18 protein-coding genes are annotated in these 20,802 nt (G+C 71.4%); 7 read left to right on the forward strand and 11 right to left on the reverse strand.

Annotated elements, in window-relative coordinates:
• Positions 1-3: 3 nt before the first annotated feature.
• Entirely contained in the window at positions 4-420 is a 417-nt protein-coding gene (locus tag EDD40_RS35200) for an RbsD/FucU domain-containing protein (RefSeq protein ID WP_123746732.1), read from the forward strand.
• A gap of 161 nt (positions 421-581) precedes the next feature.
• Here the strand turns inward: EDD40_RS35200 and EDD40_RS35205 are convergent, their stop codons facing one another.
• Positions 582-920, reverse strand: a complete 339-nt coding sequence (locus EDD40_RS35205) for a VOC family protein (protein WP_123746733.1) — start codon at positions 918-920, stop codon at positions 582-584.
• Positions 921-1,194: 274 nt separating this feature from the next.
• Here EDD40_RS35205 and EDD40_RS35210 point away from each other — a divergent pair, with 274 nt between their 5' ends.
• Positions 1,195-1,401 (forward strand): DUF2795 domain-containing protein, encoded by a 207-nt coding sequence (locus EDD40_RS35210; protein ID WP_123746734.1) that lies wholly within the window; start codon positions 1,195-1,197, stop codon positions 1,399-1,401.
• A gap of 24 nt (positions 1,402-1,425) precedes the next feature.
• On the opposite strand, the gene EDD40_RS35215 is transcribed toward EDD40_RS35210, so the two are convergent.
• The 3 genes from EDD40_RS35215 to EDD40_RS35225 all read right to left on the reverse strand — a co-directional run bounded on the left by EDD40_RS35215 (position 1,426) and on the right by EDD40_RS35225 (position 4,279).
• Positions 1,426-2,646 (reverse strand): DUF6239 family natural product biosynthesis protein, encoded by a 1,221-nt coding sequence (locus EDD40_RS35215; protein WP_123746735.1) that lies wholly within the window; start codon positions 2,644-2,646, stop codon positions 1,426-1,428.
• A 4-nt stretch (positions 2,647-2,650) separates the two neighbouring features.
• A complete protein-coding gene (locus EDD40_RS35220) occupies positions 2,651-3,208 on the reverse strand; it encodes a hypothetical protein (RefSeq protein ID WP_123746736.1) in 558 nt (185 codons plus the stop codon).
• A gap of 414 nt (positions 3,209-3,622) precedes the next feature.
• Positions 3,623-4,279, reverse strand: coding sequence for a winged helix-turn-helix transcriptional regulator (locus EDD40_RS35225; protein ID WP_123746737.1), 657 nt, complete (start codon positions 4,277-4,279; stop codon positions 3,623-3,625).
• 1,285 nt (positions 4,280-5,564) lie between these two features.
• On the opposite strand from EDD40_RS35225, the gene EDD40_RS35230 reads away from it, so the two are divergent.
• Positions 5,565-6,293, forward strand: coding sequence for a helix-turn-helix transcriptional regulator (locus tag EDD40_RS35230; protein ID WP_201441547.1), 729 nt, complete (start codon positions 5,565-5,567; stop codon positions 6,291-6,293).
• An 825-nt stretch (positions 6,294-7,118) separates the two neighbouring features.
• Here the strand turns inward: EDD40_RS35230 and EDD40_RS35235 are convergent.
• The 3 genes from EDD40_RS35235 to EDD40_RS35245 are packed head-to-tail and all read right to left on the reverse strand — an operon-like array spanning position 7,119 to position 10,605.
• Entirely contained in the window at positions 7,119-8,135 is a 1,017-nt protein-coding gene (locus EDD40_RS35235; RefSeq protein ID WP_123746739.1) for an enediyne biosynthesis protein, read from the reverse strand.
• A gap of 5 nt (positions 8,136-8,140) precedes the next feature.
• The gene (locus EDD40_RS35240) at positions 8,141-10,090 is read right to left on the reverse strand and encodes a CRTAC1 family protein (protein ID WP_123746740.1); all 1,950 of its coding nucleotides are present in this window, start codon (positions 10,088-10,090) and stop codon (positions 8,141-8,143) included.
• Positions 10,087-10,605: a hypothetical protein gene (locus EDD40_RS35245; RefSeq protein WP_148088997.1), complete on the reverse strand. Its 519-nt coding sequence runs from the start codon at positions 10,603-10,605 to the stop codon at positions 10,087-10,089. The genes EDD40_RS35240 and EDD40_RS35245 overlap by 4 nt, the downstream gene beginning before the upstream one ends.
• 764 nt (positions 10,606-11,369) lie before the next feature.
• Between EDD40_RS35245 and EDD40_RS35250 the strand changes: the two genes are divergently transcribed.
• The gene (locus EDD40_RS35250; RefSeq protein WP_123746742.1) at positions 11,370-12,071 is read left to right on the forward strand and encodes a DUF899 domain-containing protein; all 702 of its coding nucleotides are present in this window, start codon (positions 11,370-11,372) and stop codon (positions 12,069-12,071) included.
• A gap of 304 nt (positions 12,072-12,375) precedes the next feature.
• On the opposite strand, the gene EDD40_RS35255 is transcribed toward EDD40_RS35250, so the two are convergent.
• Positions 12,376-13,068, reverse strand: coding sequence for a TetR/AcrR family transcriptional regulator (locus EDD40_RS35255; protein WP_123746743.1), 693 nt, complete (start codon positions 13,066-13,068; stop codon positions 12,376-12,378).
• A gap of 1,837 nt (positions 13,069-14,905) precedes the next feature.
• On the opposite strand from EDD40_RS35255, the gene EDD40_RS35265 reads away from it, so the two are divergent.
• The 3 genes from EDD40_RS35265 to EDD40_RS35275 all read left to right on the forward strand — a co-directional run bounded on the left by EDD40_RS35265 (position 14,906) and on the right by EDD40_RS35275 (position 16,850).
• Positions 14,906-15,667, forward strand: a complete 762-nt coding sequence (locus EDD40_RS35265) for a helix-turn-helix domain-containing protein (RefSeq protein ID WP_246038067.1) — start codon at positions 14,906-14,908, stop codon at positions 15,665-15,667.
• 135 nt (positions 15,668-15,802) lie between these two features.
• Positions 15,803-16,612, forward strand: coding sequence for a helix-turn-helix transcriptional regulator (locus EDD40_RS35270; protein ID WP_123746745.1), 810 nt, complete (start codon positions 15,803-15,805; stop codon positions 16,610-16,612).
• A 13-nt stretch (positions 16,613-16,625) separates the two neighbouring features.
• A complete protein-coding gene (locus EDD40_RS35275) occupies positions 16,626-16,850 on the forward strand; it encodes a hypothetical protein (protein ID WP_123746746.1) in 225 nt (74 codons plus the stop codon).
• Between the two features lie 108 nt (positions 16,851-16,958).
• Here the strand turns inward: EDD40_RS35275 and EDD40_RS35280 are convergent, their stop codons facing one another.
• The 3 genes from EDD40_RS35280 to EDD40_RS35290 form a co-directional block, all read right to left on the reverse strand.
• Positions 16,959-17,984 carry a carboxymuconolactone decarboxylase family protein gene (locus EDD40_RS35280; protein WP_246038068.1) on the reverse strand — a complete coding sequence of 342 codons (1,026 nt, stop codon included), beginning with the start codon at positions 17,982-17,984 and terminating at the stop codon, positions 16,959-16,961.
• 288 nt (positions 17,985-18,272) lie between these two features.
• Positions 18,273-19,640, reverse strand: coding sequence for a cytochrome P450 (locus EDD40_RS35285; RefSeq protein WP_123746748.1), 1,368 nt, complete (start codon positions 19,638-19,640; stop codon positions 18,273-18,275).
• Entirely contained in the window at positions 19,637-20,629 is a 993-nt protein-coding gene (locus tag EDD40_RS35290) for a DUF1702 family protein (RefSeq protein WP_236594339.1), read from the reverse strand. Before EDD40_RS35290 ends, EDD40_RS35285 begins: the two co-directional genes overlap by 4 nt.
• Positions 20,630-20,802: the final 173 nt, after the last annotated feature.

Here is a 20,802-nt window from a genome sequence, read left to right on the forward strand (position 1 = left end):
AAAGTGCTGCGCTACCCCTTGCTCCACCCGCCGCTGCTGCACGCCCTGGCCACCGCGGGCCACGGGTCGAAGGTCCTGATCGCGGACGCCAACTACGCGCACCGGACCAACGTCCACCACCGGGCCGAGGTGATCCACCTCAACCTGCGCCCCGGCCTCGTCTCCGTCGACGAGGTGCTGGCGCCGGTGCTGTCGGCGATCCCGGTGGAGGCCGTGCACACCATGCGGCCGGACGACCTCGGCACCCCGGAGGCGTGGGCCGACTACGAGCGCGTGCTGGGCCCGGACCTGCCGCTGCGGCCGTTGGCGCGGCAGGACTTCTACGCGGCCTGCCGCGCGCCGGAACTGGCGGTGTGCGTGGCGACCGGTGACGGCCGGCACTACGCGAACGTGCTGCTGACGGTCGGCGCCATCTCCTGATCCCCGGTCCCCGACCCGCTCGCGCCGGCGTGCGTGCGGGTCGGGGGCCGGACCTGCCCGCCGGGTCCCGCCGCGGGCGACTGCCCGACGGGCGGTGCCCGGCGGCCGGGCCGGCGACCCGGAGTCGCACCCGGACGGGGGTGGGTGTCGCGTGGGCCCGCTCAGCCGAGCGGGCTGTGCAGGATCGCCGCGTACCCGTCGGGACCGACGGCCACGCAGCGCCGCTCGTGCGGGCCGGTGGTGATGTCGCCGACCCGGAACCCGAGGGCCTGGGCGCGGGTCCGCGCCTCCTCGACGTCGGGCACCTTCACCAACACGGCCGGACCGTCGTGCACGCGGTCCGCGCCGGACAGGGCCAACCGCCCGCCCGCCACGTCGAACTGGGCCCAGCGGTCGCCGTCCACGAACGTCGGCGCCACGCCGAGCAACGCGGACCACCGCTCGACCGCGCCGGCGAGGTCGTCTGTCGGGACAACGGGAGCGATGCGTTCGGCAGTCACGGGATCGACGCTAATGAGGCCTCGACGGGAGGTCAACGCCGCGACGGCCCGCCGGGCGGATCGAGCAAGATCGGACAAGGCGCCCCGGGCGGTCCGCGGGTGGACCGTCCGAAGTGGAGTGCCGGCGGCGGCCGGGCCCGGTCGGTCCCGGGCGCGGTGACGGTCACGTCGTCGGCGCTCGCCCAGCCGGAATACCCGGGTGTGTGCGCCCGAACCGCGTTTCGCGGCCGGGGTCGGGGGTATCGCACCGGCAGGCGAGAGAGCTGGAGGAGCCATGGCCGGGACGCTGACCCGCGACCACCTGACGGACTGCCTGACCGAGGTGGCCTTCCCGGCGAGCAGGGACGACCTGCTCGACGCGGCGATCCGCAAGGGCGACGCGACCGCGGTCCAGGCGCTGCGGGCGATACCGGAGACCGACTACGCGAGCCTCCACGAGGTGTTCCTCGCGGTCGAGTCCGGCGGCGACCGGCCCCGGTAGCGCCCCGCCGGACGGCGGTCGCGGTCAGCCGGACCAGGCCGCGAGGCCCGCGCGGGACGGGGTGGCGCCGGGGAAGGCGGCCGACAGCGTCCGCGCGTACCGGCTCCCCTCGGGAGTCGTCAGGTCCGGGGGCGTCAGCCACGGCGCGAGGCGGCTCCGCGCGTCCGGCGGCGGGGTTCCGCCGAGCACCAGGACCTCCGGCGCACCGGGGGTGACCGCGAAGCCCAGGCGTGCGGCCTCGTCGCGCACGACCTCCGCCGCCTCGGCCGCGCGCCGCGACCCGTCCGCCACGACGGCGAACGGCCCGCCGATCGACGCGACCTCCGCGCGCAACGCCGCCGCGTCCGAGTCGGTCAGCCCGGGCCAGGGCAGGTCGCCGCGCTTGCCGGTCAGCTTCGCCGCCAACACCGCGGACGCGTAGTCCGGACCCTCCGGGCCGCGGACGTCCGGGCCGGACCACGCCACGGTCCCGGTGTTCACGGGGACCGTGGTGCGCGTGCCCGACCGGTCCAGCCACAGGTCGCTGCGACCCTCGGGCAGCCACACCAACGCCCACCGGCCCGTCGTCCCGTCGCGCGGCAGCGCGGGCACCAGGGCGTTGGGCGCGTTGCCGACCGACAGCGGGGTGTCGGTGGTCTGCACGACGTTCCAGCCGGGCATGTGCGGCACCACGAGCACGTCCACGGTTTCTCCGCCGAGCGCCACGCGGGTCAGCAGCGGGTCCCCGGTGGCCGGGGTGGCGAGCTGCCCGGCGATGGTGACCTGGCCGAGGCCCGCCAGCAGGGTCACGCCGAGCGCCGCGCCGACCACGCGCACCGTCGCCGTCGGCGGGCACAGCACGAGCCAGGACACCCCGACGAACGCCGCCATCAACGTGATGTAGGCGAACGACGAGGGCGGCCCGGAGAACCAGGTGCCGGCGGCCACCGTCGCGAGGACGGCGACCGCCACCACGAGCCGGCCGAGCACCGGCCGCTCGGCCCGCACCGCGGGCGGCACGGCGAGCAGGCCGATCAACGCCACCGCCGCCAACGGCGGCAGCCACGACGCTTCCGCGATGAGCAGCACCACGACGCCGCCGATGCCGGCGGACCCGGTGACCACCCGCCGGGTCGACAACCCCGACGTGGTGGGCGCGAACGGCCGGACCAGGGCCCAGCCAGCGACCACGGTCACCGCGCCGAGCAGGATCAGCCGGAGAAGGGTGAAGCCGAGCGGCAGGCCGACGGCGCCGTGGTTGTGCATGCGATCAGGCCGGCGCGCCGACCGCGCACGAGCAGTGCATCTGCGAGCGCTCCTCGGCGGAGGGCCGCATGTGCAGCACCATCGCGATGACCATCGGGATGAACACCACCGTGTTGTAGAACAGGTGCAGCTCCACCCGCGGGATGATCAGCTGGATGATGCTCGTCGGCGCCGGCTTGCCGAGCAGGTTCGTCCCGGCGGACGCCTGGATGATCAGCAGCAGGTGCTCGATGTGGTGCCAGAACTGGAGGCCGAGCGCGACCGTCCACCAGGTCTTCGAGCGGCCGACGAACCCCTTCCGCAGCGCGAAGAGGAACACGAGCATGACCAGCGCGTAGCCGTAGTGCATGACCTCGGACGTGACCAGCCACGGGAACCACAGGCCGAGCACGCCCTTGGCCTGCGGCACGGGCCAGCCCAGCGCGTAGATCTGCACGGCCTGCGTGATGTGCTCCGCCCAGTGCGCGAGCACGATCAACGTGAACACGTAGAGCGCGGGCTTGTGCCTGACTGTGTTGAGCGGACCGCCCGTCGAGTGGATATGGGCGTGAGTGTCGACCATGGGTTTCCTCCTGCTGCGCCGGTCTCGATCCGATCGATTCCCGTGACCAGCGACGATATCGGGTTTCAGACGCGCCAAGAACGCCTGCGTGCGGACTGCGCAATCGCGGAGAAGGTAATCGGGCCACGCGTCGGTACGGTGGTCACCCCTGGTCACCGCATGGGAACCCGCAGGTCGACTGTATAGCGCTCCGATGCGATTGTCCTCTTCCGGGTTGCGGTCCCGGAATGCCCGACCGGGTGTGAACGGGCCGGAGGAGAGCAATCTGGAAGAAGTGCGAACGGCGGTCGTGTGCTACGGCCGTGCGGTGTTCCGGCCTATTACTGCCATTCGGCGTAGTCGCGTGGAATGATAACGATCCGGACCGGAGCGGCATCCCGTAGCGGTGTGGCGCCCGGGATGTGCAGGCGGGCGCTACGCCAGCCGTTCGCGGGAGAACAACGTGAAGAACCGCGTCGCCACGGCGTCGTCGCCGACCAGGACCAGGTCCCCGGAGTCGAGGGCCTCGGTCAGCGTGCGCCCGCCCGAGACGACGCCGCTGAGCGTCGTGGTGTCCGTGCGGATCACCACGTCCGGCCGGTCGACGGGTTCCCGCACCAGCCGCAGGCCGTCGGGCGTGGCGGTGGCGCGGAACCCGTCCTCGCCCAGCTCGACCACCACGTCGGTGACCACCCCGCGGGTCCGCGCCGGGTCGTACAGCGTCCGCATCGCGAGCATCATCGAGTCCACGCTGAGCGGCCTGCCGTCGAGGGGGCCCGACACCTGCGCACCCCACTTGCCCAGGGCGAACACGACCGGTTCGAGCTGGTGGCCGTACGGGGTCAGCTCGTACACCCACGCGGCGGCGGGCGGCGGGAGCCTGCGGCGGCGCAGCACGCCCGCCTCGTCCAGCTCGCGCAGCCGCTGCGACAGCACGTTGGGGCTCGCGCCCGGCAGCCCGGTCCGCAGGTCGGTGAACCGCTTCGGCCCGAACAGCAGCTCGCGGACGACCAGCAGGGCCCACCGCTCCCCGACGAGGTCGAGAGCGCGGGCCACCGTGCACGCGTCGTCGTACCGTCGTCTGGTCGCCACGGTCTCCCAGTCTAGTCGGGGTCGGTACGGGAACCGCACTAGTTGGTTGCTTTATAGGACCGACCTCCGTTAGCTTGTGGGATCAAGACGTCGACCGCGGACCGAGGTCCGGGGGGTGCCGGTGGCCGTGACCTGTCAGGTCGCGCCGCCGGGCGATCCCCCGGCGCCCGAGCTCCGTGCCGATGCCGTGTTCCGACTCGTCGGCGGGACCCCCAGCCCGCTCGAGCGGAACGCGCGGGCGGCCCGCGCGTCCTCCTCGGACTGAGCGACCGCCTCCCGCGCGGATGGGCTGGTACCGGCCCATCCGCGCGGCTTCACGCCGCCCCGCGGCCTTCGCGCCGCCGGGCGCGCGGGGTGCTGCGTCCACACCGGACGGTGCGTCCGGTGCGCGCTCGCGCGCCGTTCGGCGACGCGGCGGTCCTCGGCGCGCGCCCGTGCCGCTCTGTCCAGTGTGGTGCCTGCGCCGGCCCGGTGATCCTTGGCGCGCTTGCGAATGCTCCCCACCCGACGTGCCGCGTGCCGCGCCGCCGCGGCCCGCACGTCGCCGGACCCGCGGCCCCCGGTGAGCGCGGGCCGGCCTCACGCGTGCGCGTGGCTCCGGGACGATCTCCGTCCCGAGTGGGCGGACGTCGACCCGGCCGGTCGCGCCGGCCGCGGTCGGCCATTGTTCGGAAAATGGCCGGGGCGGTGCCCGCGGCCCTGGGGTCGGCGGCGTCGGGAATAGCCCTCGCCGGTCTCGCGTGAAGAGGATCCAGTGTCCCTCGCGGACGGTTGCCGGCGCATCTTCGTGATTGCCGTATACCGGCTGAAAACGGGCCGGGCAGGTCTCCGGATATGACCACCGGGGCTCCGGCGGTCGTCCCGTGCCGGCCGTCACAGCCGATGGAGCAGGTCCGGGGCGGGCTCGGCGCAACATCACCCGAAAGGCGCATCAATAACCTCCCCTGGTGACCGAGAATCTGTTCCATGGTCATCGGAAATAGAGCCGGGGAGCGTTCACAAGATCATCGGAACGGGGTGAATGACGATCATGGGGTGGGTCGGTTAACGGCGTCTGCGCACCTTGCGCAGGCTGTTGGGCCCCTGGTAGCTTGCAAAAATCGGGGGTACTGGGGGTACCGGAAGGTTTCGCTTGGAGTCGGGACGCGACGAAGCGTCAGTTCATCACCACGCTATGGGTCGTCCGGCGGGTCGAGGCGGCGTGTTTCAGCTTTCATTACATCTGCGAATGGGGGTCGTAGTGGAGGACGTAATAGAACGGGCCGTAGGCCGGGTCATCGACTTCATGCACCAGAATCTGGGTGAGCAGTTCACCATAGACGACATGGCCCGCACCGCCATGTACAGCAAATTCCACTTCTCGAGGGCTTTCCAGCGGGTCACCGGCGTCTCGCCCGGCCGATTTTTGGCCGCGATCAGGCTGCAGGAGGCCAAACGGCTGCTGGTCTGCACCACCTTGGCCGTAACCGATATCAGCCATCGGGTGGGTTACACGAGCGTGGGCACGTTCAGCTCGCGGTTCCGGAGCAGCGTCGGCGTGTCGCCGTCGACGTACCGCCAGCTGGGGGGACTGACTCCGCCGATCCCCCTGACCAGGCGCAGCTCCGACGCGCGCACGTCCACCGTGCAAGGAGAGATCCACGCACCTCTGGGGGGTGCGCCGGGAATCATCTTCCTGGGCTTGTTCCCGGACCGGATCCCGCAGGGCAAGCCGGTCCGGTGCACCATGCTCCACCGGCCGGGACCGTACGTGCTGACCAACGTGCCGCCCGGCACCTGGCACATGCTGGCCCACTCCGTCGCACTGGGGCGCGGATCGATGGCCGGCGAGGGACCGTTCGGACAGGACCAGTCGCTCAACGTGGCCTCGTACGGCCCGGTGCCGGTGCGGGCGGGCGCCCAGGTCAAGGACGTCGACCTGAGCCTGCGCCCGATCGGCACGCTGGACCCGCCGGTGCTGCTGGCACTGCCGTACATCCGCACCGTCGCCCTGGACGCCGGCGCGGCGAGCTGACGGCCGGCCAGACCACTCGGAGGACCCGCCGTCCCGGCCGGACGGCGGGTCCTCCGCGCTGTGCGCCTGAATCGTTGTGCGCTTGAACCATTTGCGCGGAATGCTGTGCGCGCAACCGCGGTGCGCCCGAATCGCCGCTCCCGACCCGCTGCGCGCCGGCACGCCGTGCCCCCGAATGCCCGGTGCCGGAACGCGATTCGCCCGGAAGGCCGTCCGGTCGGGTGCCCGAAAGGGCAGACCTTTCTTCGGCACGCCGTATCCGAATACCGAAGCATCGTCGGTTTTTCCGCGATCCCGGCCGGGGGTCGACCGCGTCGGACGTCGGACCGCCCCCTGGCGCTTTCGACGCCCGAGCCGCCACTCCGACCTCACCGCGCCGCCGTCGCGCCGCTGCGAGGCCTCCAGGGGCCGGTACGGCCCACCGGTCGACACACCACGCGACCGCCCGGCTACGGAGTGCGAATCGGCTGTTCCGGGGTGCTGCCCGACTTTCCGGCCCGGCACCGCCTCCGACGCTCTCCCGCACCCGGCGACCGGCACGCGGCGCGACCGATCGGCTACGCAGCGCGAAATCCGCGTTCCGGCAGGTCCGTCCACTTCGCGCGCCACGCGGCCCCCGGGCTTCGAGGCCACCGGTCGCGTCGGAGCGAAGTCCTACCCAGAGTGTCCACCTGGACCCGCGCAAGCCCGGATGTGCCTCACCCGGAGCCCTTCCGCGCACTGTCCGCGACGGACCCGGCCGGACAAGCCGACAGCCCGCCACCGGTGTGGTGGCGGGCTGTCGGGCGGCCCCGGCTACGGGGTCGTGCGTGCCGAGCTCCTCCGTCAGGTGGTGACGACCGCGCCCTGCTTCGGCGCGCCGTTGAGGGCCGGGTCCGCGGCGGACGGTTCGACCAGCACCTGCTGCGCCGCCTCCGCCTGCTTCTGCTTCTCCGCCTGGAGGCGGTTCTTCTCGATGAAGTGCACCGTCCAGTGGAAGCCACCGCGGATCAGGCAGACGATCGCCGTGGCGAAGAACAGCCCGTACACGATGCTCATGCCCATCAGGATGCCGTACACCGCGGCCACGCCGCCGCCGAACGCGATCTGCGCGGCCGGTTTGGACGGTGAGGTGCCCGGGTCCGTCACCATGTAGTTGGTGTAGAGCACGAACGCGATGCCCGTCATCATGCCCAGGCCCGCCGGGATGGAGACGTCCAGGATCATGCCGCGGATGATGGCCTGCAGCGCGAACCCGACCAACCAGGCCACGATCAGCCACAACCGGCCGGTCAGCATGCCGTTGAGCATGGTGCCCGCCATGAGGATGACGCCCGGGATCGCGTAGTCCCAGAAGGTGCCGACGTGCTCGCTGAAGTGGTACGGCGGCGCGACCGACGCCCAGGGGAACACCAGCAGGACGACCGCGATGCCGAAGTTCGACGGGTTCATGTAGTGCCGCAGGCGGCCCTTCACGGGAGCCCGCAGGACCCACTTGGCGCCGACCGCCACGACCACACCGAAGATCATCACCCAGATCTGGTCGTTGACGTAGGTCAGCATGTTCACCGCGAGGGCGGTGATGTGCGCCGGGTAGAGGAACTCCACCATGCCCCTGATGCCGCGGCCCGCGTAGCGGGGTGCGCGGTTCTCCTGGCGCGCGCCGATCCACTCCAGGCCGATCTCGACGGTGTAGGCGGTGGCCAGGGCGATGAACGGCCACAGCCACGCCTGCTCGAACCCGAGGATCGTGTACCCGATGATGTTGAAGACGCTGATGGACATCGCGAAGTTCCGCAGCGCCAAGGTGACCTTGGGGTCGTGCCGCGGTGGGCTGGGCGGCGCGGTCTTGGTCTCGGCCATTTCCGTCACTTCTCCTTGGCCTGGTCGCCGAGCTGGATGTCGTGCCAACCCGGGTTCAGTGTCATGTCCTGCTCGTGGATCTCGCCGTCCCGGTCGCGCCACTTGATGTGCGCCTGGACCGGCCCGTTGTCGGCGCCCAGTCCGAAGTGGACCTCGTGGCTGCGCTTGCCCGAGTGGCCGCTGCCACCGTCGACGCGGTTGATCTGCTTCTTGCCGGACGACGAGGTGATCGTGACCTCCGCGCCGATGACCGGCGAGCCCGCGCCGGGGAACGCCCCCGCGGCCTGCTGCTCGTCGTGCGTCAGGCGCAGCCCGAGGAAGCCGTTGCCGGAGCCGCCGTCGTTGTGGAAGAGGACCGGGTCGGACCACTGCCGGGAGATGGCCATGTCGAGCTTGCCGTCGCCGTCGACGTCACCGGTCGCGATGCCGCGCGACGGGATCGGGGCGGCCATGCCGAGGTCGCCCGACAGGTCGCTGTAGAAGCCTTCCTTGTTCTTGGCGAAGAAGTGGAAGTGGTGGTTGCCGCCCACGTCGTCACCGGGGCCGACGATCGGCCACCACATCGGGTTGTCCAGCAGCGTGTCGTTCGCCGTGGCCAGCTCCTGCAGCTGGGGCCAGCGGTTCACGTCGCCCTTCACGAAGCCGGTGGCCTGGAGGACTTCCAGCTCGGCGTTGTTGTCGAGGTCGGACAGCTTCACGTCCCAGCCCCACCCGGACCAGGCCAGCTGGAGCGGCGCGCTCTCGTCCTCCCAGATCGCGTCGCCGTCCTCCAGGCTGGAGGTGACCCGGCTCAGGTTGTTCTCCTGGCTCATGAAGGCGAAGTGCGACTCCTCGATGCCGAACGACGCGGTGATGTTGCTGACGTACATGTCGAACACCTGGTCGCCGTTCAGGTCGCCGAAGTCGACGCCCATGCCCTTGAAGGAGTCGATGCCGACGTTCTTGGACTTCGGCTCCATCGGGCCCTTCGAGCCCTCGACCACCTCGAACTTCAGGTTGCCCGGCGTGGACATGTTGTACAGCAGGCGGTCCGGGCCGAAGTCGTTGCCGACGTACAGCTCGGGCAGCAGGTCGCCGTTCACGTCGGTGGAGCTGGACGCGAGGGCCCAGCCGCGGGAGACCTCCAGCGGGAACGGGTCGGACATCTCCCACTCCGGGGTGTCGCCCGAGGCGCCCTTCGACAGGAAGATGTAGTCCTCGCCGCCGTTGAAGCCGGCGGACATCGAGTCGTTCATCCAGACGCCCGTGTTCTTGGACGGGTCCAGCACCGGGCCGTGCGGGAAGTAGTTGCCGATGAAGATGTCGGCGTGGCCGTCACCGTCGAAGTCCGCGACGGTCGCGGAGTTCGAGTTCCACTCCGGGCCGTCGTAGGTGCCGGACGACTTGCCGGGCACCAGCTCGGTCGCCTCGTAGGTGTCCTCGTCCATGCCCGTCGCGCCGGCCTGGGCCAGGTGCAGGATCGGCGTGCGGCCCCACATGTAGATCAGCAGGTCGATCCGGCCGTCCTCGTTGTAGTCGCCGGGCACGCAGCCCATCGGCGCCATCACGTCGTTCATCGGCAGCGAGCCGGGCGACAGCGCGAACGGCTCGTAGCGCGGGGTCTTGCCCGACTCCGGGGCCGGCGTGATGATCACCTGGTCGGTGCGCACGTCGACGAAGCACAGGTCGTTGGAGAGGCCGTCGCCGTCGAGGTCGTTGATCGCGACCGCCGAGCCGACCGAGGAGATCCAGGCGTTGATGTGCTGGTAGCGCTGGTTCACCTGGCGGATGGTCTGCTGCGTGTAGCCGCCGGGCAGGGCGATCGACTCGGGCTGGAACCCGAACTGGGCCGCGACTTCCTGCCGCTCCTCGGCCGACACCTCCGGCAGCCGGGCCACCAAGAACGTGGCCGCGACGAGCACGAGTGCCAAGACGCCGGGTAGTTGCCTGCGCAGCCAACTGGCTGTGGAGGTCACAAGCTGACTCCTTCCTGGTGGATGACTTGCTCGGCGATGCGTCGCCGCCACGTCTCGAACACGAGCACCGCGCCGTCGGCGACCGGCGGCGCGGCGCGCACATCCCCGCTGAACGGGGCTGCCGCGCCCGGTGCGCCGGTCGGCGTCGCGGTCCGCGGCGCCTCGTCCCGGCGCTCCGGGCACTGGTCGATCAGGTCGGCGACGCGCTCGGCGTCGGACTCGCCGACGAACCACGTGCCACTGCCGGTGTGCCGGCGTGCCACGGGGGGTGGAAACTTCTCCCGCGACCCATTCGCGGGCCACCGCGCCCCGACCATCGGTCGCCCGATGCCGGGCCGCGGGTGGCTTTCGTTCCGGAGCCGGTTCTTGTTCGCGAACCGGTGCGCCTGTCCGCCGCGTCCGGCGACGAATCCCATTCCGGCGGGTTCACGCACGATCGCATGGGCGCCATCGATGTCGAACTGGCGCCGGCCGATCTCGGGATAATTGCGCCGCGAGGCGCGCAGTGCACTCAACCTCGTCCCCCCAGCTCGGGTGATCCGTCACCGGACAAGCGAACGAGGAAAAGAGTTGCAGAGGGTTCGCGAGGGTAGCTACTTCAGGCTTGCTCACCGGACGGTGCACGTGCAGGAGCATTTGCCGATGCGGTCTTCGGCCCGCTCCGGGCGTCCGTGTTGAGCGCCTCTGATGGTCGTTCCCGCAGGTCACGGTGGTGGAAGTGGTGTTTTGCGGTACCGGGGGTCGACTCGGCGCACCCTGGAGGTTGCATTTAGCTACTGACTTACCCGGCGACTTGCCGTGTGCGCTGTCCGGGTGACGCGACAGGTCTTCCGGCGCATTTACCGGCGGTCCGCCGGGTCGATCCCGGTCGCTTTTGGACGATCACATTCGCCCGCCTCGGTGGGCGGGGTATTGTCCGTGACGGCGCGGCCGGCGGATTCTTCCGGCTTGCCGCAGGTGAGCACGAACGCGGATGCGCGCCGCCCGCCGGGCGCTCATGCTGGACAGTCACGCCGCCGCTCCACGTCCACGTCACCGGGCGTGCGCACGCCGTCGGGCCGTCCTCCGCCGATCTTCGCAATCTCCGTGACACCGGCGTCACGCAGCGTGTTCAGATCGAATCCGTGCTGTCAAGACGTCAATCTCGAAGAAGTTTGGTCGCGCGGAATCCACATATTCTGACGAGGGATAGTCCCCGGCCGCCGCAGGTGGCACCACTCGCCATCCGCCGGGCCGGGGATCGGTGGAGTCGTTCCCCCGACAATCCTGAGGAGAACCGATGAGTCAGTTGAGAGTTGTCTCCCGGCAAGAGTGGTTGGAGGCGCGCAAAGCGCTTCTGGAAAAGGAGAAGGAAGTCACGCGCGCCCGCGACATGATCGCGGAGGAGCGCCGCCGGTTGCCGATGGTGAAGGTCGAGAAGAATTACACCTTCGAGGGTCCGGGCGGCAGCCGGCTCTCGCTGCTGGACCTGTTCGAGGGCCGCCGCCAGCTCATCGTCCGGCACTACATGTTCAGCCCGGGCGCCACGGAGGGCTGCATCGGCTGTTCCATGCAGGCGGACAGCGTCGGCGAGCTCTCGCACATGTGGGCCCGCGACACCACGTTCGTCATGATCTCCCGGGCGCCGGTGGCGGACTTCACGCCGTTCAAGGAGCGCATGGGCTGGAACATCCCGTGGTACTCGTCGTTCGGCAGCGACTTCAACTACGACTACGAGGTCTCCACCGACAAGGGCGAGTCGCCGGGCGTCAGCTCGTTCTACCGGGACGGCGAGGACGTCTTCTTCACCTACTCGATCTTCGACCGCGGTGGGGACATCTTCAAGAGCTTCTACAACTACCTGGACATCACCCACCTGGGGCGGCAGGAAGACCAGCTCGAGCACCCTTGGGACTGGTGGCGCTTCAAGGACACCTACGACGTCGAGGACTCGCACGGGCCCAACGACAACTGGTGGAACGGCACCCGGTACAAGGCGTAGCGGGCCGCGGACCGGGGCCGGTGCCGGTGCCGGTGCCCGGAATGGGTGGACATCTCGCGAGCGCGGGGGCAGGGCTGCGACACGGCCCGGCCCCCGCGCTCGCGTCGTGCCGGAACGCGGCGGCCGGTCCACGACGCTCGATCCGCCGCGGCACCCGGACCGGAGCCCGGTGGGTGGGTCGCGGTGGGGTGCGTGGTCAGGGGACCGGCGCGGGCCGGTCCGCGCCGGCCGGTGTCGGGCAGCCGGATCGGGCACGGGGAGTCGCGGTGGGGGAGGGGCGAGCCCGGGTGGGTCCCAAGTGGGGTCAGCGGTGGGTGGTGGCCGGTTCCGCGGGGGCCAGGTCGGCTTCGACCTCGTGGGCCCGGCGCTTCTTCGACGCGGCCATCGAGGCCGCCACCGCCTCGGCGTCGTCGCCGACGCCGAGGAGCAGGCTGTGCAGGATCGTGTCGTAGCAGCGGTCGGCGTCGACCGGGTCGATCAGGTAGCCGCCGAGCTCGAGGTTGACCAGGCCGTGGGTCGCGATCCACATCTCGTGCGCGACCAGCAGCGGGTCCCCGTCGCGGAACCGGCCGGCTTCGATGCAGCGGGTGGCGCACTCCACGACGGTCAGCAGCGTGTACCGGCCGTACTGGCGGTCGTCGTCGGTGAGGGAGAACCCGGCCAGCGACTGCCCGCCGAACATCACCGCGTACAGGTGGGAGTTCGCCTTGGCGTTCTGGCGGTAGGCGTAGCCGAGCACGGCCATGTCCGCCACCGGGTCGTCGGTCCGCACCACCATGGAGAACTGGCGCTCCAGCCGGGCGAAGCCTTCGTGCACCATCTCCCGCACCAGGCCGCTCATGCTGCCGAAGTGCGTGTAGACGGCCATGGTCGACGTGCCGGCCTCGGCGGCGATCTTCCTGGTCGACAGCGCCTCGGCGCCGTGCTCGGCCAGGAGTCGCGCCGCGATGTCCACGAGGGTGGCGCGCGTTTCCGGATCCAGCTTGCGAGGACTCACCTTGACAGTGTTGCACAACACCGTTATTCTTTGCGTAACGATGTTATGCTATGGTGCGCCGATCGTGTGACACGCGCTCCCCGTTCGGGGGTGCGGACCGGGTGAGCGTACCTCCCGGGGCGTGTCGGAGCCGCCCTTCAGATCGCCTGGCACGGCCGGGTCGTCGTGGGCGTGAGGCCGGGGATCGGACGACGGGTCCGCGCCGCTCCGCTGGGCGGCTGGGTCGGTCCGCGGGCCGGGTCGGGACCGCCGGCGCGGTGAGCAGGCCGCCGATCCGGGCCGGCGCCGTGGTGGTGACGCACCGCGTTCGCGGCGGCCGGGGGTCGGACCTCCCGCCCACCGGGTCGTTCGGCTTGCCGAACCGACGTCCTGTCGATTCCGGGAAACACCTGGCGCGGCGCGGAGACCGCGCCGGCGATCGTCCACACCGGAGCGTGCGCGGCGGGTGCGGTGGGGCGAGGCGGCGGTCGGGGGATTGCCGCTGCCTCGCCCGTGGTGGAGCAGACGACTCGGTTCGCCGACTTCTCCTCCACCACCGCGGGCGCCACCTCGGAGTCGGCCTGGGGTGCCGGTTCCGGGGTGGGCTGGGGCGGGCCGGCCGCCGGCGCGGCCACCACGAGGGCCGCGCGGGCGGTCGACGACAGGGGCGCGGCGTCCGCCGGGCCGTCGACCGCGCCGATCGGGGCGACGCGGACGTCGGGAAGCGGGCCACGCGGTACGGGGTCGTTCCGGATCGGTGGACGCTCGCGCGTGCGCTCGTCACCCACCTTTCCGGGTCGTCTTCCACGCGGGCGCCAACCGATGTAAGGGAACCATCCCTATCGTCTGCGGGCAACGGTAGGGCAGACGGATCGATCAAGCAAGGGGCGTGCCCGCGGTCGCGTGGTACGACGAATGGCCGAATTGATCGGTGAGCCGAACGGCCATCGCGCCGGTCGGCGACTCGGAGACCCCCGCGAGACGGTCGCGTATCGAGGCCGCGGAGGGTGTGCGACGGGTCGAATCGACCTGCGGGATCCCGATGCGGACAGTCGCGGCCGGGGTCCGACGCCCGCGTGGGAGATCGCGGAGATCGGTGTGGAATGGCCGGGAACCCGGTCGCGTGGAATTCCGGGAAATCGATCACCGGTCCTTGTGCGGGCCCGATTGGCATTTACCGTCTCGACTGGGCGTCCGGTGACGGACGGGTTCGGATCGGTGCTGGTCGGTGATGGCATGACACCGTTACACTTAGCGATGACGGGGGAGTCCGCACCGGCCGTTCGGTCGACGCGCCGAGGGGGCGACGCCGGGGGCGGTGACCGTGGGTGCCCGGTGCGGGATCGGCGCAGACAGCCCTTCCGACCTGCGAGCTCCGCTCGGTTCGGCCCTCGGATCCGAGGTCGGGGCAGTCCCCGGAGGGCCCGCCGAGTGGTCGGATCAGGTCCCTCGGACAGCCGGTGAGGAAATTGTCACCCTTCGTGACGACCGGCGACCCGCCTCGGCGGTCGGGTGCACCGGGGTACACCTGCACGGCCGTATCGGTTGGGCGGAACGGGTCAGGGTCCTCTCACATATTGCGGTCTGGTTCTCGGGCAATTTCCAGCGCCACCCCTGCCTGCTAGCGTCCTTCCCGTTGCGAAGTTATTGGGGGCTTCGCGCAAAGGCCATCTGGGGTGGTGAAGATCGGCACATCGTGTAGGAACCGCCGTATTCACGATAAAGCGAGTGGATAGATTCGCGCCGCGCCGCAGCGGCTCTACCTCGGACCGCACGACGTCGGGGCGTCGCACGTCCGGCCGCGTGGCACCGTGCCGCGAATCATTCGACCGCTATTCAGGCCGAAAGGGAAACGACCGTGCATGATGCCGTTCAGCGCGCCATCACGTTGATGCGCACGCACTACTACGAACCACTGACCCTGCGCGATGTGGCCGGCGCGGCACTGGTCAGTCCATTTCATTTCTCCCGCCTGTTCCACGCCGCGGTGGGCGTGCCGCCGGGCCGATACCTGACCGCGGTCCGGCTGTTCGAGGCGAAACGCCTGCTGCTGACCACGTGGATGAACGTCGCGGACATCGTCGCCACGATCGGCTACAGCAGCGTGGGCACGTTCACCACCAGGTTCACCCGGGCGGTGGGCCTCTCGCCGACCCAGTACCGCAACCCGGCGGTGAGCGGCCTGCTCGCGGCCGTCGCGCTGCCCGACTTCGACAACCCGCTGGAGACCGGCTCGTCGGTGCTCGACGCGATGCCGATGCCCCGCTTCGGCGGCAGCGGCTCGGTCGTCGGCACGCTGGAGGTCCCCGCGGGGGACGACGAGTCGAAGGTGACGGTGGGTCTCATCGACGACCTGATCCCGTGCAGCGTGTTCGCGTCGAGCACGCTCGTCGAAGGCCCGCTGCACCACGAGCTCGTCGTCGGCGCCTCGGCCACCCGGTGCGTCGCGGTCGCGCTGCGCGCCGGCAACCCGCGCCTGTCCGGCTCGGGCCTGGAGTTCGCCGGCGGGATCGGCCACGTGATCGCCACCGGCCCGGGGGAGCACCTGCGGATCAGCGTCCGGATGCGCGAGCGGACGCCGGATCCGGTCGCGGTCGCGGTCGGCACGGGTCGGCGGTAGCCACCGTTGCCGCCGACGCCGCACCGCAAGCGCGGAGTAGACCCCGCCACACCGGCGGAGCATCCTCGGACGGGCCCCCGGGCCCGTGCGGGTGCTCACCGTGACCGCTTCAGCGAGTGGAATGGAGGAACCGTTGTGCAGACTGCGGTAGAGCGCGCGATCGACACGATGTGGAGCCGGTACCACGAGCCGCTTTCCCTGGCGGACATGGCGGACACCGCGATATTGAGCAAGTTCTACTTCTCCCGGGTGTTCCGGACGCTGACCGGCACCTCGCCGGGCCGGTTCCTCACCGCGATCCGGCTCACCAAGGCCAAGCAGCTGCTGCTGGAGACGTCGTTGAGCGTCACCGAGATCTCGTACATGGTGGGCTACAACAGCCTCGGCACGTTCACCAGCCGCTTCACCCGCAGCGTCGGCGTCCCGCCCGCCCGCTACCGCGCGCTGTCCTACGGCGGCATCCTGTCGCCGTCGTCGTTCTCCGGACCGGCGCGCGGCACCCAGGCGGGCGCGGTGGCCGGGTGGGTCGGCGTGCCGGAGACCTCGACGCCCGTGCGCGTGTACGTCGGCGCGTTCAAGGACCCGATCGCCCAGGGCGTCCCGGTCGCGTGCGACGTCCGCGACGGCTCGGGGCCCTACCGGCTCGAAGCGCTGCCGGAGGGCCGGTTCTACCTCCGGGTCGCGGTGGTCGCGGTCGACGACCTCGACCCCAACCCGTCCAAGCGGCGGCCGTTGTTCGTCGGCGCCGCCGAGGCGGGCTCCGTGCGGGCGGGCCGGACCGCGGAGGCGGACATCGAGACCAGGTCGGCGTCCACGCTGGACCTGCCGATCCTGCTCGCGCTGCCCGAACTGGACACCCGCGAAGCGCCGGACGTCGACCTGGCCGTGCCGGCCGCCCGGACGCCGCTGGGCCGCGCGACGCCCCTCGACGCGCGGGCCCGCTGACCGGAGGTGCCTGGTGCGTCGCGCCGGCTCGTGGAAGTGGGTGGTCGGGCCGGCCGCGGTGGCCGCGCTGCTCGTGCTCGTGGGGGCGGGCGGCGCGATCGGCTGGCGGGTGGGTCGGCTGGCGGGAGCGTGGATCGGCGCGGGCGCGGGTCTGCTGGCCGCCGTGCTCCTGCTGGTCGTGGTCGACCGGTTCGGCTCGGCCCTGGCCACCCCGCCCGACGAGCGACACCGGAGCTGACCGCCGCCCGCGATCCCCGTTGCCGCAACGCTTTCCCGGCGCGAGGCCGCCGGACGTGGCGCCGCCGGCGGCTCCCGGTGTCGGGCCGGAGCCGCCGGCGGACTCCCGTCACTCGTGCGTCGAGTTCGCCGCCGGCGGCAGGGCTTCGTCCTGCGCGCGGAACGTCATCCAGCTGCCCACGCGCCGCGCCGCGGCCAGGCTCGACCACGACGTCAGGTCGATCAGCGACCCGTCGTCCGGACGCCCCGCGCGGAAGCGGTCGAGCACCGACTGGTCGATCTGGTAGGACGCCAACGCGGTCAGCAGGGCCAGTCGCCCGGCGTCCCGCTGGTCCTCCGGCAGCCCGGCGATCGCGTCCTCCACCCACGCGCGGCTCACGCCCATCGGCTTGCCGTCCCAGCGCGCCAGGTGCTCCAGCACGAGCGAGCGCACCTCGGCCGGCACCGACCGGCGACCGGCCTCGTCGACGGCGGCCGCGGCACGCGCGTACGCGCCGGCGATCGCGGCGTGCCCCTCGGCCCACTTCATGTCCTCCGGCAGCGGCGCGTCCGGCAACAGGTCCGACGAGGCGCCCGGCCGCGGTCCGCGCCGCTCGGCCGACTTGATCAGCCACACCAGCACCCGGCGCACGACGGTCATCGACGCGGCCGGCGCGCCCGGCGGCAGCGGCAGCTCGCCGAGGAAGATGTTCACCATCCGGTTGAGGTACTGCAGTATCACCGCCGTGCCGATCATCTCGGGGCCCTGCGAGGCCGGGAACGGCACCGGGTGCCCGGCCGCCCCGTCCGGGGTCGCGTTCGCGGTCGCCCACTCGGCGACCGCACGGGTCCCGGGGTCCGGGATGGCGCCGTCGCGGTAGCCGACCAGGTCGATCAGCATCGACGAGTGCATCGAGACGCAGAACGGGCAGTTGTTGGTCTCGGAGACGGCGGTGGAGACGGCCTCCTTGTGCGCCCTCGACGCCGTGCCGGGCACGAGCAGCGTCTCGCGCAGCATCAACCAGGCCGCCGCCAGCACGTCGGGTGACGACGCGTGCAGCGCGATCGGCGGCGCGAGCACGCCGAAGTCGCGTTCGAGCTCCCGGTAGACCCGGGCCACGTCCTGCTCGGCCGCGCCGTAACGCACTGCGCGCACCTGCCGCACCTGCGCGGTGGAGAGCCCGCGCAAGCCGGCCTGTACCAGTGTTGGTCGCATGGGAATCGGTTCCTCCGCCGGCGCTTCAGGGATCGGGAGAAAGAAGAATCACAGCGTAATTGAAACTTCCGCCGCTGGTAAGGTGCCACGACCCGGTTCGGCCGTCCGGCGCTGCGCGCGCACTCCAGGCACCCACCGGTGATTCCCGCCTCCCGGCCGGGCCTCCGTGTCAGGTGGACGCGGCGCCGCGGCTCGTGGCGCCGGCCGGCCGGGGCGCCGGCTCCCGCCTCACGCGGCCGACCGCACGGTCATCGGCAGCCCGCCGCGCACGCGCAGCGTCAGCATCGGCTCGCCGCGCACGTCGTAACCGGGCACAGTGGACAGTCGCAGCTCGCGCACCACGCTGGCGGCCACGATCGTCGCCTCCATCATCCCGAGGCCGCTGCCCACGCACACGCGCGGGCCGGCGCCGAACGGGATGTAGGCGTACCGCGACCGGCCGGACGACCGGCCGGGCGAGAACCGGTCCGGGTCGAACGTGTCGGGCTCGTCCCAGAAACCGGGGTGCCGGTGCAGGGTGTACGGGCACAGCAGCACGTCCGCGCCGGCCGGCACGTGGTACCCGCCGATCACGTCGTCCTCGCGCGTCACCCGCGGCAGGATCCACACCGGCGGGTAGAGCCGCATGACCTCCTGGATCACCTGGGTGGTGTACCTCAGGCGGGGGATGTCCTGGAACGTCGGCTGCCGGTCGCCCAGCACCTCGACGGCCTCGGCGTGCATCCGCTCCCACACCTCGGGGTGCTTGTCGGCCAGGTAGAACGTCCAGCTGAGCGTGCTCGCGGTGGTCTCGTGCCCGGCCAGCAGCAGCGTCACCATCTCGTCGCGCACCCGCTGGTGCGCGACCACCGGGTCGGGCTCGTTCCTGGTCGCCTCGACCAGCCGGGACAGGATGTCGTCGCCGTCGGCGGTCGGGTTCGCCCGGCGCTGTTCGACGAGCTGGGCGACGATGCGGTCCAGGTCGGCCCTGGCGCGGTGGAAGCGCCGCTGGATGGGCAGCGGCACCCAGTGCGGCACCGTGCTCAACGACATCATCTCGAACATCGCCTGGTTCTGGACCGCCTCGAACGAGTGCCCGATGGACTCGAACGCGCCGAGGTCGGCGTCGAGCAGGGCGCGGCCGAGCACGCCGAGCGTCAGCCCGGTCATCTCCTCGCTGATGTCGATCGGCTGACCGCCGCGGTGCCCGCGCAGCTTGGCGACCAGGCCGGCGGCCTCCTGCGCGATCACGTCGGCCTTGCCCGCGATCCGCTTGGCCTGGAAGACCGGCTGGATCGTCTTGCGCTGCGCCTTCCACAGCTCGCCCTCGCTGGTGAGCAGGCCGTCGCCGAGCGCGCGGCGGGCGTGCACCAGGCCGATGCCCTTGACGAAGTTGCCGGGGTTGTCGGCGAGCACGTACTTGGCGTGGTCGGGGTGGTTGAAGAAGTACATCGACTTCGGGCCGAGCCGCAACCGGACCGCGTCGCCGTACTGCTGGGACACGCCGGTCATCACCGAGAGCCGGTCCCGCGCCATCCTGGCCAGCAGGCTCAGCGTCTCGCTGCGCGGCGGTCCGGGCACGGCCCGTCGCGCGCCCGCCGTGTCGGTCGTCGTCATGTCGTCACATCCGCATCGGTCGTGAACGTCGCGGTGATGCGCCTGCGCCACACCTCGAAGGCCGGGATCCCGGGCTGCTCGGGCAGTTCGGCGACCGCCGGCGGCCGGGTGTCGTGGCACAGCTTCGCCGCCTCGTCGGGCGTCATGTCGCAGAAGACCTTGGTCGCCACACCGGTGTGGTCGACGACGAGGCCCTGGTCCACCCGCGCGGTGGCGGCGAACGCGCTGCCCTGCGCGACGTTGGGCAGGTAGGGGCCGACCCGGTCGGCGTACCAGCGCAGCTCGCTCTCGGGCAGGCCGCCCGCGTAGGTGGCCGCCAGCCCCGAGCCCGCGTACAGGTCGGCGTGGCGCTCCTCGGCGAACGACTCGATCAGGTCGGCCACGACCTTCGGCTCGGCGCCGCCGACGAACCACAGCGCCCGGCCGATGCCCTGGTCGATGCCGCGCGGCGAGTACCAGCTGGAGCCGTCGGTCGGCCACGGGAAGGCCGGCTCGCGGTACTGCTCGCGCACGTACTTCTCGGTGTGGAAGTACGCCTGGTGGAAGCCGTAGCCGTCGAGCGCGAGCCAGCGCAGCAGCGGGTCGTCCAACCCGAGCTTGGACCAGCGCGACCTCGGCACCCGGGCCATCGCCCAGCCGACGCCGACGAGGACCATGTAGTCGTGGTTCCTGGCCCGCCCCTGGAGGAACCGCCCGGTCCGCCCGCCCCGGCCGAACGGGAGCGCGTCGCGCACCGCGAAGCCCATCCCGGCGCCCTCGTAGGCGAAGCCGCGGAACTTGTACGGCATCTTCTCGAGCTTCTGCTCGGCCTCGAGCGGCTCACGCGACTCGGCGGCGTAGCCGTAGCCCTCCAGGAAGGACCGGCCGACCGTTTCCAGCAGTTCCCGCGCGGTCTCGTCCTTGTAGTGGAAGCCGCGCACCGACAGTTTCGTCGCCGAGATGTTGGGAGTCAGGATGCGACGCCTGAGCGCGCCCCAAGAGCTGGACAATGTTCGCTCCCTTCGTCCCGCCACGGGTGGCCGCGGCGTTTCGGACTTGGTTGAAATGGTCGGCGCAACCGCGCCCGGATGCCTACTCCCAGCGTGCCCCCCGAGGCCCTCCGCGGGCACCGTGGCCAGCGAAGTCGGCATGATCGGAGAAGGCGGCGGCCGGTGCGGCATTT

It is taken from the genome of Saccharothrix texasensis, assembly GCF_003752005.1.
GTDB lineage: Bacteria > Actinomycetota > Actinomycetes > Mycobacteriales > Pseudonocardiaceae > Actinosynnema > Actinosynnema texasense.